The 13,234-nt window shown below is 53.6% G+C and carries 14 protein-coding genes and 1 tRNA gene; 5 read left to right on the plus strand and 10 right to left on the minus strand.

The annotated features are described in order from the left end of the window. Positions 1-20 precede the first annotated feature (20 nt). On the minus strand, positions 21-1,208 hold the full coding sequence (locus ACPXV9_RS04065) for a hypothetical protein (protein ID WP_423894814.1): 1,188 nt from the start codon (positions 1,206-1,208) through the stop codon (positions 21-23). Between the two features lie 35 nt (positions 1,209-1,243). Further along, a complete protein-coding gene (locus ACPXV9_RS04070) occupies positions 1,244-2,020 on the minus strand; it encodes a hypothetical protein (RefSeq protein ID WP_423894815.1) in 777 nt (258 codons plus the stop codon). Between ACPXV9_RS04070 and ACPXV9_RS04075 the strand changes: the two genes are divergently transcribed. Further along, a complete protein-coding gene (locus ACPXV9_RS04075; protein WP_423894817.1) occupies positions 2,010-2,243 on the plus strand; it encodes a hypothetical protein in 234 nt (77 codons plus the stop codon). The genes ACPXV9_RS04070 and ACPXV9_RS04075 overlap by 11 nt on opposite strands. A gap of 73 nt (positions 2,244-2,316) precedes the next feature. On the opposite strand, the gene ACPXV9_RS04080 is transcribed toward ACPXV9_RS04075, so the two are convergent. Beyond that, positions 2,317-3,612 (minus strand): hypothetical protein, encoded by a 1,296-nt coding sequence (locus ACPXV9_RS04080; protein ID WP_423894818.1) that lies wholly within the window; start codon positions 3,610-3,612, stop codon positions 2,317-2,319. A gap of 125 nt (positions 3,613-3,737) precedes the next feature. Here ACPXV9_RS04080 and ACPXV9_RS04085 point away from each other — a divergent pair, with 125 nt between their 5' ends. Beyond that, positions 3,738-4,499 (plus strand): alpha/beta hydrolase, encoded by a 762-nt coding sequence (locus tag ACPXV9_RS04085; protein WP_423894820.1) that lies wholly within the window; start codon positions 3,738-3,740, stop codon positions 4,497-4,499. Here the strand turns inward: ACPXV9_RS04085 and ACPXV9_RS04090 are convergent. Then, on the minus strand, positions 4,496-5,353 hold the full coding sequence (locus ACPXV9_RS04090; RefSeq protein ID WP_423894821.1) for an alpha/beta fold hydrolase: 858 nt from the start codon (positions 5,351-5,353) through the stop codon (positions 4,496-4,498). The genes ACPXV9_RS04085 and ACPXV9_RS04090 overlap by 4 nt on opposite strands. Positions 5,354-5,552: 199 nt before the next feature. Here ACPXV9_RS04090 and ACPXV9_RS04095 point away from each other — a divergent pair, with 199 nt between their 5' ends. Continuing rightward, the gene (locus ACPXV9_RS04095) at positions 5,553-6,836 is read left to right on the plus strand and encodes an NAD(P)/FAD-dependent oxidoreductase (protein WP_423894823.1); all 1,284 of its coding nucleotides are present in this window, start codon (positions 5,553-5,555) and stop codon (positions 6,834-6,836) included. A 30-nt stretch (positions 6,837-6,866) separates the two neighbouring features. Here the strand turns inward: ACPXV9_RS04095 and ACPXV9_RS04100 are convergent, their stop codons facing one another. Beyond that, on the minus strand, positions 6,867-7,745 hold the full coding sequence (locus tag ACPXV9_RS04100) for a hypothetical protein (RefSeq protein WP_423894824.1): 879 nt from the start codon (positions 7,743-7,745) through the stop codon (positions 6,867-6,869). Between the two features lie 248 nt (positions 7,746-7,993). Here ACPXV9_RS04100 and ACPXV9_RS04105 point away from each other — a divergent pair, with 248 nt between their 5' ends. Both ACPXV9_RS04105 and ACPXV9_RS04110 read left to right on the plus strand, forming a co-directional pair. After that, the gene (locus tag ACPXV9_RS04105; RefSeq protein WP_423894825.1) at positions 7,994-8,947 is read left to right on the plus strand and encodes an endonuclease/exonuclease/phosphatase family protein; all 954 of its coding nucleotides are present in this window, start codon (positions 7,994-7,996) and stop codon (positions 8,945-8,947) included. After that, positions 8,944-9,321, plus strand: coding sequence for a DUF5329 family protein (locus ACPXV9_RS04110; protein ID WP_423894826.1), 378 nt, complete (start codon positions 8,944-8,946; stop codon positions 9,319-9,321). The genes ACPXV9_RS04105 and ACPXV9_RS04110 overlap by 4 nt, the downstream gene beginning before the upstream one ends. A gap of 109 nt (positions 9,322-9,430) precedes the next feature. Here the strand turns inward: ACPXV9_RS04110 and ACPXV9_RS04115 are convergent, their stop codons facing one another. From ACPXV9_RS04115 to queE, 5 genes are all read right to left on the minus strand, one after another. Continuing rightward, positions 9,431-9,859 carry an acyl-CoA thioesterase gene (locus ACPXV9_RS04115; protein WP_423894828.1) on the minus strand — a complete coding sequence of 143 codons (429 nt, stop codon included), beginning with the start codon at positions 9,857-9,859 and terminating at the stop codon, positions 9,431-9,433. Positions 9,860-9,881: 22 nt separating this feature from the next. Next, positions 9,882-11,036, minus strand: coding sequence for an iron-containing alcohol dehydrogenase (locus tag ACPXV9_RS04120; RefSeq protein ID WP_423894830.1), 1,155 nt, complete (start codon positions 11,034-11,036; stop codon positions 9,882-9,884). 373 nt (positions 11,037-11,409) lie between these two features. Then, positions 11,410-11,485: transfer RNA gene (locus ACPXV9_RS04125), tRNA-Lys, on the minus strand. Positions 11,486-11,666: 181 nt separating this feature from the next. After that, complete coding sequence (gene queC / locus ACPXV9_RS04130) at positions 11,667-12,347, minus strand: 7-cyano-7-deazaguanine synthase QueC (RefSeq protein ID WP_423894831.1); 681 nt, start codon at positions 12,345-12,347, stop codon at positions 11,667-11,669. 43 nt (positions 12,348-12,390) lie between these two features. Beyond that, positions 12,391-13,041 (minus strand): 7-carboxy-7-deazaguanine synthase QueE, encoded by a 651-nt coding sequence (queE, locus tag ACPXV9_RS04135; protein ID WP_423894832.1) that lies wholly within the window; start codon positions 13,039-13,041, stop codon positions 12,391-12,393. Positions 13,042-13,234: the final 193 nt, after the last annotated feature.

The raw sequence follows: 13,234 nt of genomic DNA on the forward strand, positions 1-13,234 counted from the left end.
ATTGGTGTCAGCTGGTGGTTTCAGCTTCCGGTTTCAACATCGTACAGGTCTTTTAACAGCTCGCGCCATTGTTTGTACTGATTGTCGACCGTACCGCTCAGGGTGATGGTGCGATCTTCCAGTTCAATGACCTGTGGCTCCATTTCCGCTTCCAGTGATTCACCCAATTCCATCAGGGCTTCGAGATGCATTTCGGCTTCAGCGCGTTTGTCGTAGCCGCTTTTGATCAGGAAACCGCCACCGGCAATGGCCACACCGCTGCTGGCTCTGGCGGCAGAACTGTCACTGGCGGCACCGGCGATGCCGGCGATGATGGCGGCGATGCCCATAATGGTATCGGTGCGCGCCTGACTCTTGAGTTTGCGCATGGCCACGGCTTCTTTGTAACTCATGCCGCGCCATTCCTGATAGGGGTCGTACATCTCCTGGGTGAAGTTGTCGTAGTAACCCTGCATGGTATCGATAAACAGGTAGTCCCGTTCGCGAATCATGCGAATGCGCTGCATCATGGGATCGTTGTTGGCCGGGAGTCTCTGGATGGTGTATTTGCCATTGCTGTTGCGCACATGGCCACCAAACGCCGCGGGTGAAAACTCCTGAGCAAAACGTAATTCTCCGGTGGTGCGAATCCCGCGCAGGGCGTTGCCATCAAAATTGTCGCGGCGGTACTGCAGCATGTCGTTGGCAATGCGGTGATAAAGGTTTTGAAAAGGCTCGATCACCGGAGTCCCTGGCCGGGTTTTACGGTACGCGTATTTACTGGCCCGCTCCTCATAATCCCGGGTAAACCAATGGCGGCCGGTGGCATCGCTGACGCTGATTTCCAGTGACAATTGTTCGCCATCGGAGTGGAGGATTTTGCCGGAAACGGTGACGTCGGAACTATTCTGGGTGATGGGCACCACTCGCACGGCGCCCCAGGCCGCACTGGCTTGCAGGGAAGACATCAATTGCATCGGCAAAAAGCGGGATTCGGCGTTGCGGATTTCAGCGAAGGTCAGGGTTTCATCGTCGCGATCGAGTTGCTCCAGATTGGGATCGAACAACTTGATGCCCACATCCAGCAGTTCGGCTTCGGCAATGGCGGTTTGTTGCTGCTCAATGGCGATTGGCTGAGTGGTTTTCACCACGGTGGTGCTGCTGCAAGCTGACAGTAACAGGCTCAGAGCGGCCAGCAGCAGTGAAGATCGGACGGTTGCAATGGGCATCCTTGTGCCATTGTGACTGTTCACGCGAATCCCTCTTATTGGCTGTTTTTGTACTGGCGGTATTCTTCCCAGAGTTTTTCCCTGAGAACCGGATCGGTTTCCTGCTCGGCTGCTTCGCGAATCTGGCGGGCAACCACATCATCGTCACTGCCATCGGGAATATCGGCTGGCGGCGGTGAGCGCTGGCCCTGAGTGTTTTCCCGGCTGCCAGAGCGCTCGGCGATCGTCTCGTTGTTGGTTGTAGCGGGTGGATTAGCTGTTGCAGGTGCACTGCCATCACCGGTATCCACTGGCTGCCCGGATTCTGTGTCACTGAGGTTGGGGTCATCGTAGGGCGTGCCGCTGATCACATCCTCGGCTTTAGCCTGCTGCCGTTGGCGGGCGCGGTCGTGAATGTAATCCTGCTCTCTCTGAATCATGCCGTCGTAACTGCCAATCGAGGCGTTCAGCAGCTCTTCCAGTCGGGCCTGTTCTTCTTCGGCGGTCAGGGTCGGTTGGCTTGCGCCGCTGCCATCGCTGGCAGACTGCTGCGATGAGGCTGATTGGGATTCCTCGGAAAAATCAATCTCGGTGGGCTCATTGTTGTCAGCGGTTTCAGAGGGAATCGGTGAGTCGCTGAAATCGGGAGCAGGTTCCTGATTATTGCCCCCGGATTGATCCTGGTTGGGTTCGCCGTCGCTGGTTGATTCTCCATAGAGCCCGGGTGATTTTTGAGTCCCGGTTGAGGTTTGACTGCCGGAAGGGGTTTCGGAGCCCGACGCAGTTTGGGAACCTGTGCTTCTAGTTGATGAGCTGCCTGACGTGGAGGGCATCGATGTTGCCGAGCCCGACGACGTGGTTGGGGCCGCCGATCCCGAAGGGCTGCTGCTGCCGGAGGGGCTGCTGGACGAACTGCTGCTCGAGCTTGATGAACTGCTGGAAGATTGTTCCTTGCAGGCGATCAGCGACAGGGCAATTAAAGCGGCGAGGATTAGACGCATGTTGTCTGGAAACCTTTGTGTTCTCTGTTTGAGTTTTTATAGTGTGTGTCGCTAATCAGCTTAGAGATCTCTGGAACGAATTGGTTCAGTCAAGCAGGGGCATGAGTGGCGCGGTTTTGCCCGGATCATTAACGAAACACAAATTTTTGTGTAAAGCGCTCGGTCTGCACCGGTTCTCCCCCTTCCAAACGAGGACGAAATTTGGATGCTTTTAAAGTACGACGAACATCGATCCGATTCTGAGTGTTTTCTTTGGGATATTCATCCACAAATTCAATATTTCTGGCACTGCCTCTGGCGCTGACATCAAAGGTGGCGACGATATAGGGAGATACGTCCTTACTTGAGCCGCTGCTTTGATGGGTGTGTTCCGCGTCATCATAATCTGGCAGCCTGGGCAGTGGCACGGGTTTGGCGAACAGGTTGTCCGCATCCAGTTTGGGCGTCAGGGAGGTTTTCAACTGGTTGTAGATGCCTTTATAGAGTTCTGTGGCGGTGTGCCAGCGGCCGAACAAAAGATTCCAGTCCGCCATGGCCAATTCGGCATTGATCTTATCGACCAAGCTGGCTTGCTCATTGTGTTGATGGATCCGGATGGTTTGATCAATGGATTTTTTGCCATTGCGATAACTGTTGTTGATGTACTGGATCAGGCGTCTGCGGTCTTCGTTATCCATATCCAGATTGCGTGCACTGTCGGTGCGATCCACCTCCTGATAGAGGGTCATTTGGTGTGAGGCCAGATAATAATTGATGGCGGTGTAGCTGTTTAAATAGTCCAGCAGCTGCGGGTCAAGATCACCATAGTGGCTGCTGACAATACCAATGGCCTGACGGTGGTAATCGTGGGCGCGCAACAAGTGCTCGGCGTTGCCCTCATTGTGGTGATCTTCGTAGGCCTGCAGGTGCCAGCGGCCCAATTCATTAAGCACTGGCAGCATGCGCGGATCGTTTTCGCCGTAATTGCGTTTGTGAATCCAGTACATGTAGTGCTGATTGGCATCCAGACTGTCCCAGTCGCGGCGCAGATCATTGACTTGCGCCAGCTCTTTTAGGATCGGGGCCTGTTCCAGGCTGTAGAGACCGGAGTTGATTCGACTGATGTGCATGGCACGTTGCAAGGCTTCGCGGGCAACGTCCAACAAACCCTGCTGGCGATACTGCTGCCCCAGACTCATCAGCTGTTGGGACAGCTGGCCGTGGTATGGGCCGTACTCCGCTTCCAGATCGGTGATGCCATCGCGGTAGCCTTGCAGGGCCTGATCGCTTATCTCTGCTTGCCCTAGGGTATTTTCTGCAGCCGCCGGGTTGTCTGGGGTATTTGCCAGTGCATCATTCAGGGGCAGTACCAGCAGGGCTGCGATCAGTGCTTGCCTGAGGTGGCAGAGTTTGCCAGTCTTTTGCTTTCTGTGAACAGGGCTCATGATTTGCTGTGTGCTCATTGCGCGCATAATCGACCTTGATTGCGACCGTAGCGATGAATTCGGTCGATGAACATTTTTTAACGGTACGTTGGATAAAAAAGTATAGATGATTCTGGGGGGGAACTGTGTCAAAAACAATATTGATGGTACATGGCATGTGGGGCGGAGGTTGGATCTGGGAGCCCCTGAAAAATCATCTGCAGGAGCAGGGTTACCACTGTATCGCGCCAACGTTGCGCTACCATGACATCAGCCCTTCGGATACCCCCGATCCGCGGCTGGGTAACACCAGTTTGGCTGATTATGTCGAAGATTTGTGCCAGTTAATTGCCACGCTGGACGAAAAGCCCATTGCCATAGGCCACTCGATGGGGGGCATGATAGTTCAGCTGCTCGCTCAAAAGGGAGTGTTAGCGGGCATGATCCTGTGTGCGCCGGCACCGCCCAGCGACATTCCGGCGTTGAGTTGGGGTGGCATAAAAAGTTTTGCCGGATTGATTCGCCAGTGGGGCTTTTGGCGCAAGCCTCATCGTCCCAGTTTTGCGAGTATGGTTTATTCGTCCCTGCAGTTGATTCCACAGGAGCAGCGCCAGCATTACTACGATCAGGTTGTCTATGATTCCGGCCGGGCGGTGGTGGAAATCGCACTGCCTTTTCTGGATCGCAATCACACCACCCGGGTGGACGAGGCCAATGTGACCTGCCCGGCGCTGGTGCTGGCCGGCGGCAGAGATTGCCTGATCCCGCTTAAGGCGATTGGCAAAGTCGCGAAGAAATACGGGGCCGACTTCAACGTGCTGGAAGATCAGACCCACTGGCTGGTGATCGAGACTGGGTGGCAGCAGGCCGCTGCCATGATCGAAAAGTGGCTGGCTAAAAACGCCTAGTGCTGATTGATCCAGTCAAAGGTTTGTTGCCACAGGGTTTGTTCGGCGTTGCGGCGGAAGAACCCCATGTGGCCGATAACACCCAGCCCCAGAGAACCGGCATCGGCTATGCGGTGTTCGGATTCGGTATTGGGGTAGCGCTGACGCAGCGCTTCAATGGCTTGGTAGGGGGCCATGGCGTCATCACTGACGGTCCAGGCCAGCAATGGCTGGGTTAGGGCTTGATAACCCTGAGTATCGAGTTTGAATTTGGGGTGAAACAGATAATCCCGTTTGCGAATCCAGCGGCCCCAGGAGCGGGCGCAGTTGGCCGGTATGTTCATACTGGCAATGCCCAGTTTGTCACAGGGGAATTCCTCCCTGCCAATAGATCCCAGAGGCAGCATCATATGGCCAACCAGAGCCAGCTGAGTTTTGTAGGCCAGATTGCCTCGACTCCAGTGAGGTTGGCTGGCCGCGGCGAGGGTTATGCTGTTCAGCTGTGTCGCATTCGGCGCCAGTCCCAGCAGCTGGCCACCGATGCTGTGGCCGATATAGTGCAGCTTCGGATGCGCTGTGTCGCAAAGCTCCGTGGCTTTGGCTATGGCGGCGTCAATATCCAGAGTGCCCCAGTGATGCAGCTGGATGTCGCGCTTGGCGATGTTCTGTGACTGACCCGTTCCCCGATAATCGAAGGTCAGGCAGTGGTAGCCCTGTTTGTTGGCAAACTCGGCAAAACCCTTATAGAAGCCCTGAGGCACGCCGAGTGCATTGCCAACGATGAGGCAGCCTTTGGCTGTGGTGTTGTCGATCTGAAAAAAAGTGGCGCCCAGTTCAGTGTTGTCCTGGCATTGGATGGATATGGGTTGGGTCATACTGAATCGTTCGAGTTAATTACAGGGGTTGCTGTTTTAGGAAACTAAACTTCGCAAAATCGTCAATGCCCGTTCCCGTTATTTGCGGTTATTGTAACAATCCACAGACAGCAAATATTGCTTTTTGTCTTGAGCTTTTTTGACAATAAATACTGTTGAACCAAACTTGTAATTTAACCCCGGAAGAAAGAGATTTTTCATGCAGTCGCGCAGCCAGCACACCGATTCCTACTACGCCGCCAGTGCCAACCCGATTAAAGATTTCCCCACGCTGCAGGGTAAGCAGCAGGCGGATGTTTGCATTGTCGGTGGGGGTTACACCGGGTTGTCTGCCGCCCTGCATCTGGCCGAAAAAGGCTACAGTGTCTGTTTGCTGGAAGCCGAACGCGTGGGTTGGGGAGCCTCCGGTCGCAATGGCGGGCACGTGGGTACCGGTCAGCGTCAGGGACAGGAAGAGCTTGAAGAAATGGTCGGTTTTGAGCGGGCCAAGGTGCTGTGGGATTACAGTCTTGAGGCAGTCAATACCGTAGAAAGTCTGATCAACAAACACGATATTGCCTGTGATCTGAAGCGGGGCAATCTGCACGTGGCGGCCAAACCACGCCACGAAGAGTGGATGCGCGAAGAGGCAGAGATGCTGCAAAACCGCTATGGTTACGACAAAATCCGCTACGTCGATGAGGCCGAAACGCGTCAGTTGGTTGGCAGTGAGCGGTATTTTGCCGGCACCATGGACGAGGGTGCGCTGCACTTGCACCCGCTTAATTTTGCCTTGGGGTTGGCGGCGGCGGCGGATAAGGCCGGGGTCAGGATTTTTGAAAATTCCCGGGTTGAAAGTTACAACGATCAGGATCCGGTGACGGTTAAAACCGAACAGGGTCAGGTAAAGGCCAAGTTTCTGGTGCTGGCCTGTAACGGTTATCTGGGTAAGCTGGAAAAACGCATGGCGGGTAAAATCATGCCCATCAATAATTTTGTTCTGGCCACCGAGCCGCTGGGAGAAGATCTGGCGCGCGAGCTGATTCAGAACGATGCCTGTGTTTCCGATACCCTGTTTGTAATCAATTACTGGAAACTGTCCGGCGATAACCGGTTACTGTTTGGTGGGGGTGAGAACTACACCAGTAAGTTCCCCGACGATATTTCCAGCTTTGTGCGCAAGTACATGTTGCGTGTTTATCCGCAGTTGGAAGGTACCAAAATAGACTATGGCTGGGGTGGCACTCTGGCCATTACCCTCAATCGTATGCCGCACTTCGGGCGTCTGGCGCCCAATCAGTTTTTTGCTCAGGGCTATTCCGGTCACGGTGTGCCCATTGCCATTATGGGGGGTAAATTGCTGGCCGAGGCCATCAGTGGTACCGCCGAGCGTTTCGATGTGATGGCCAGTGTGCCAACCCCGACATTTCCCGGAGGTACCATGCTGCGCTGGCCGGGACTGGTGGCTGGCATGTTGTTTTACAGTCTGATGGATAAACTCTGATCGTTTTCGCTCTGGCAGGTTTGTGATCCATTACTGGATCGGCTTGCCATACAGCATCCATAAAATATCCTGACCTTCGGTTTTGTATTCCTTGTCTGACAGCACTCGGCAGTCGTGTTCGTGAGGCCCTTTTATGTCGGGGAAGGTGTCATCATCGCGGATGGCTTCAACCTGTTGTACGACCCGAAGTTTGGGTGGTTTACCGACACTGGCATCAATGGTTTGCGTGAATTCGGATTTCAACGCAAAACCGGGGCTGTTCTCCAGCGCCTGCTCAACCAGCGCGTCAATCAACTCAAACCCGGTTTTGGGAAAAGTGGGTTGCACCACCAGCGGATCCAGCGGCAGTTTCTGATGATCGGTTTGCCAGAGTGTGTAGTCCCGGGTGACATGCCAGTTAAGCTGTTTGAACAGTAATTGGTAGGTGATGGAAAATGACAGTCGCCAATGGGATTCTCTGACCGGATACCCCAGTATTGTTTGGTTTTTGAATTCATCCAGCTTTTCGACTTTGGGTGAGGAAATGCTGACGTCAAAATGATCGATCAGATTCATCATGGTTGTGCCCGCCGCACGGCTGAAACTGTCCCCTTTGAATTGTTCGCATCGGGTATTGTCACCATAGAAAAAGAAAAGATCTTCACCGGCATTAAAGCTGATCAATTGACTCCGGTCGGGTAATTTCCTGGAGCTTTCAGAACTGATTAAGGTGACTGACTTATCCCCCTCACGGTACACGGTAAACGAGAACTGCTGATGGTGATCATCCGAATAGCGTGTGGTAGAGACTTTCATGCTTTGCGCGGCATGGGACGAGTCGGCATGGATGGCGCTGAAGCAAAATACCAGTAACAGATAAAAGCATTGATTTTGAAGCAACTGCCGGGAGCGATTCACTGCGGGTTCCATACTCTTTGACAAGTGGTGTCATGTTGGTTGTGGTACATAACAAACAGAATAATAGGGCAAGGAAATTTTGGCTGTGTGAATTATCTGGTGGTTTGTATCCTGGAGGAATGGCTGGCCCAGTTAATGGGCTTCAGTTGTGACCTTGGCCGGTTTTGGGTTTTCCGGAACTTGCTGTATAAAACTGACTCAAACAGAGGTTGGGTTTGGCGTGTTCACCAGCCTTGCCCTGGGTTTTTAACAGGATAGCCATGCTTCGTTTGACTTCTACATACACCAATAGAGTGCTTCTGGCCGGGTTGTTTGCCTTGCTGGTGGTCGGTTGTTCGGTGTCCAGCTCATCTGCTCGTCTGGTCTCCAAACACACGATTTTCTTGTCACAACAGGAACCGGTAATGGGTCAGGATAGCCTGACGCTGGTGAGTCTGAATATGGCCCATGGCCGAGCCGACAGTTTCAGTCAGGTGTTTCTTTCCGGTGAAGAAATTACCTCCAACCTCTCTGAAATCTCGAATTTTCTGGAATCAACCAATGCCGATCTTGTGGCCCTGCAGGAACTTGACGGCCCGTCGTCCTGGAGTGGCAACTTCAGTCACAATGACTATCTGGCGGCAACGGCAGGCTATGCCCACAGTATTCGCAGCGACTATGTGGACCAGCCCTGGGGGCAGTATGGCAGTGGGGTGTTATCCAAATTGCCGGTCAAGGAAAGCTTTGGTGCGGTATTTTCTTCGGCTTTTCCGAGCCCCGATAAAGGCTTTACTCTGGCTGAAGTGCGCTGGCTTTTGCCTGATGGCGATACCGTGAATGTGGATGTGGTTTCGGTGCATCTGGATTTTTCCCGTAGCAGTGTGCGTGAGCAACAGATTCAGGAGTTGACCGATACTTTGAAAGATCGCAACAACCCCAGAATTCTGATGGGTGATTTCAACAGTGACTGGTTGGGTTCAGAGCTGACGTTGAAGACGTTGTCGCAGGGGGCCAGTGTTCACACGTTTGAGCCTGATTCAACATCGCTGGTGACCTATGGTGATCGCCGTCTGGACTGGATTTTACTCAGCCCGGAACTGGAGTTTGTGGATTACCATCACAGTGACAAGATCATGTCGGATCATCTGGCTATTGTGGCCAGAGTGCGCTTAAAGCCGGAAGATGGCAACACCGGACCGGTGGCGCCGACACTGGCGGCACAGGAGCAATTATGATGTATCAATCAAGGTCGCGATGGGGTGCCATCGCCGTTGTTTTGCTGGCGGTTTCCAGTAGTGCCGTGGCGTGCAGTTTGACTGACAGCGAGCGTCAGGAAATTCATCAGTTGATCGCAGCCATTGAGCAGAGCCAATGCGTGTTTGTGCGCAATAATTCCGAGCACGATGCCGAGGCTGCGGCTGACCATTTGCGCCTGAAACTCAAGCGTGGCAGTCGATACATCAGTGACAGTGAGACCTTCATTGAGCGCTTGGCCAGCAAGAGCTCCTGGAGTGGTAAACCCTATGCGATTCGTTGTCCGGGACAACCGGAAGTAAGCAGTGCCAGTTGGTTGTTGCAACGACTTGAACAAATACGCTCGCAGGGATAATAAGCGATACCCATTATCCTGCGGCCACTGAATTTCTCTGTTTGACTGAAACTGCTCAGGGGCTATTTTTCTGAGGGCAACAGGTTCTGAGGTTAACAGTCTGTCTAAATCAGACCAGTAATTGTTCCAGAGCTGCGCGCAATTTATCCGGGATGGGTGTCGGGCGTTGATCGCTGCGCTTTACAAAAACGTGGGTAAAGGTGCCGTTGGCTGAGGCCTCGTCAGCGCCTTGTCTGAAAATTCCGATACCGTATTCCACCGAACTGTTACCCAGACGATTGATGCGCAGTGCGCCCTCCAGTTTTTCCGGGTAGGTGACGGCGCTGTGGTAATTGCACTGGGAGTTCACTACAAAGGCGATGGTGTCGCCATTGTGGATGTCCAGTCCACCTTGTTCAATCAGGTAGGTGTTGGCGACGGTGTCAAAGTAAGAGTAGTAGGTGACGTTGTTCACGTGACCGTAGATGTCGTTGTCCATCCAGCGGGTGGTGATGGGCAGAAAAAATTTGAAATCTTTGCGGGTTAATACGTCGGTCATGATGGGGTCTCGGTCGTAAAACTTAAAAAGCCGTCTGATAGATGCGCAGTGCATCGGCTTCAGTGACTTCGCGTGGATTGTTGATCAGCAAGCGCTGCTGCAGCATGGCGTCACTGGCCAGAGTGGTCAGTGAGGCTTCGGTGACGCCGGCATCGCGCAGTCGCTTAGGCAGTTCCAAAGTACTTATCAGCTTTTCAAAATACTCGATAAACGCCAGTGCTTTGCTGGTGGCGTCCAACAGCTTATTGTCGGGCCTAATAACATCGAACAGTTCGGCGTATTGCTCTGCGGCCACTGTCGCGTTAAAGCGCAACACATGGGGCAATACCAGGGAGTTACTCAAGCCGTGGGGAATATGGAAGTGACCGCCCAGTGGGTAGGCCAGCGCATGAACAGCGGCAACCGGGGCATTGGCGAAGGCCTGACCGGCCAGGCAGGCGCCGAGCAGCATATTTTGTCTGGCTTCGAGATTGGTTCCAGTGTGGGTGGCGGTCGCAATATTTTGTGACATCAATGCCAGCGCTTCTCGGGCCAGCATATCCGAGTAGGGGTTCTTCTTGTGGATGCTGGTGTAGGCCTCAATGGCGTGCACCATGGCATCGATTCCCGTTGCGGCGGTCACATGGGGTGGCAAGCCCAACGTCAGTTCGGCATCCAGCAGGGCGATGTCGGGCAACAGGATGGGGGAAACGACTCCGGCCTTGGTGGTTTCTCCGGTGGTTACAATGGCTACGGCGGTAACTTCCGAGCCGGTGCCGGCGGTAGTCGGGATCAAAATCAAAGGCAGTCTCGGGCCTTTGGCCTGGTCGACGCCATAGACATCGGCCAGAGCTTTTCCGGAACAGGCCAGCAGGGCGATCAATTTGGCCGTGTCCATGGAGCTGCCACCGCCATAGCCGATAATGCCATCGGCCTGATGTTGTTGTGCCAGTGCCAGAGCTTCTTCAACAATCCGCTCCGGAGGATCGGCGATGACATCGGTGTAGCAGCGATAGTCTAGGTTGCTGCCTGCCAGTGCCGCCTCGAGCTTATCCAGCAACTTGACGCTGACAATGCCCTGATCGGTCACGATTAACGGCCGTTTGATTTTCAGCAGTTGGCACTGCTCCGCCAGAGATTGCAGGCTGCCGGCTGCATTAATCAGGGATTTGGTGGTGGTAAAGCGAAAGGCGTTCATGGGGGCGATCTCTTTGGGACTCAGACCGATCTATATTGCCTTTTTATAATGCATTGGTGAACTTTAGATTTTTAGGGTGGGGATGGGATTGGAGGGTCGCCGTGTTTCCGCAGGTTAAACGAGAAAGGCCCGTGGGATATATTTCATTGTCATCCTGAGCTGTAGCGAAGGATCTGAAGGTTGTGGCGGCGAGTTGTCGTACTGGATAGATAAAAGCGCCATTGCCTCTGGCGCTTTTACCCCTGCGGGGCGCCGTTGGCGTCTCAATTGTGTCTGGGACACAATTGGTCGAACCGCACTTTGAAGAGCGAATCAGTGTGTCGCAAGGTTAAACAAAAAAGGCCCGCCAATGGCGAGCCTTTTTTGTTTAATATGGTGGGTCGTACTGGATTCGAACCAGTGACCAATTGGTTAAAAGCCAACTGCTCTACCGACTGAGCTAACGACCCAAATGCCTGCAGTTTTCGCTGCCTGCGCCTTCGTGGAAAGCCGTTTGGCTGTCGCCCCGAAGGAGCTGCGTATATTAATGATCTATTTTTAAAAGACAACCCTTTTTTTAGGATAAATGACACTTTTTTCAGGGGTTGGATAAGGCTTGTGTAATTGGTTTAAGGGTTGCCCAAATTGACCTTATTGGTAGCGGGTAGGGTCCTGTAAACCGGCTTGAATAAAGCCATCGCGACGCAGTCTGCAACTGTCACATTTGCCACAGGCACGTCCTTCGTCATTGGCCTGATAGCACGACACGGTCAGGCTGTAATCGACGCCATTGGCTGTCCCCCATTGCACAATGTCATCCTTGCCCATTTTCATCAGTGGGGCGTGAATGGTGAGCCTGTTGCCCTCAACACCGGCGCGGGTGGCGAGGTTGGCCATGGCTTCGAACGCTTCGATGTACTCCGGGCGGCAGTCCGGGTAGCCGGAATAGTCCACCGCGTTGACACCGACAAAGATGTCCTGCGCTCCCAGTACCTCGGCCCAGCCCAGTGCAATGGACATAAAGACGGTATTGCGGGCCGGCACGTAGGTAATGGGAATATCCCCTTCTTTTGTCTCGGTTTCAGGTACGTCCAGAGAGTCATCGGTCAGGGCGGAGCCACCAATCGCTCGGAGATCGAGGCTGATGACTTTGTGGGACAGTGCCCCCATCACCTTGGCGATATTGGCGGCCGAATTGAGTTCGGCGCGATGGCGCTGTCCGTAATCAAAGCTGATGGTGTAGCAATCAAAGCCCTGTTGTTGGGCCATGGCCAGTACGGTGGTGGAGTCCAGTCCGCCGGATACCAGTACGACTGCCTTGGGTTTGCTCATGGATTATCTCGCTTGCTGTCAGGGTAGACAGCGGATTGATGGTTTATCGGCCGGGCTCGTCAGCCCAAAGGATTTTGTGTAACTGCATCTGAAAACGTACAGGCAGATTATCCGCCACAATCCAGTCGGCCAGTTCGGTGGGGTTAACCCGTCCGGCGCAGGGAGAAAACAAGACGTCGTTGACCTTGTCGTGCAGTCCGCATTCATCCAGCTTCAGGCGTGCCCATTCGTAATCGGCGCGGCTGCAGATAACGAACTTGACCTGATCGTTAGGGGTCAAAAAACCAATATTCTCCCAGAGGTTGCGGCTGCTCTCGCCAGAATCCGGGGTTTTCAGGTCCACCACCCGACTGACTCGGGTATCCACCGATTCAATGCTGATGGCGCCACTGGTTTCCAATGAAACTTCATAGCCCTGATCACAGAGGGTTTCCAGCAATGGCAGGCAGTTGGGTTGTGCCAGCGGTTCGCCACCGGTGACGCAGACGTGGCGTGGTTTATAACTGGCCACCTGAGCCAGAATCTCTGCCAGCTCCATGCGGTCTCCGCCAAAGAAGGCGTATTCCGAATCGCAATAGTTACAGCGCAGTGGGCAGCCGGTCAGGCGCACAAACACCGTAGGCAGGCCCGAGGTGCGGGCCTCACCCTGCAGTGAGTAAAAAATTTCGGTGATTCTGAGTGAAGAGTCGCGCATGGAAATCGGCGTCGTTAAAAAGGCGAAATTCTATCCAATTTTGCCTCAAGAAAGAACCTCGAACTGAGCCAGAATCGCGATTGGCAAGAGCACCGGATATTCCCAGTGGTGAATTAAAGACATTTTTTCGTTGTTTGCGCTCTGATCAACGTATTTACAGTGGAGTCTGTGCCAGACTTTCGGTTATTCGCCA

Origin of the sequence: Candidatus Pelagadaptatus aseana (assembly GCF_040362265.1) — a bacterium.
In the GTDB taxonomy this organism is placed as follows: domain Bacteria; phylum Pseudomonadota; class Gammaproteobacteria; order Pseudomonadales; family Cellvibrionaceae; genus Pelagadaptatus; species Pelagadaptatus aseana.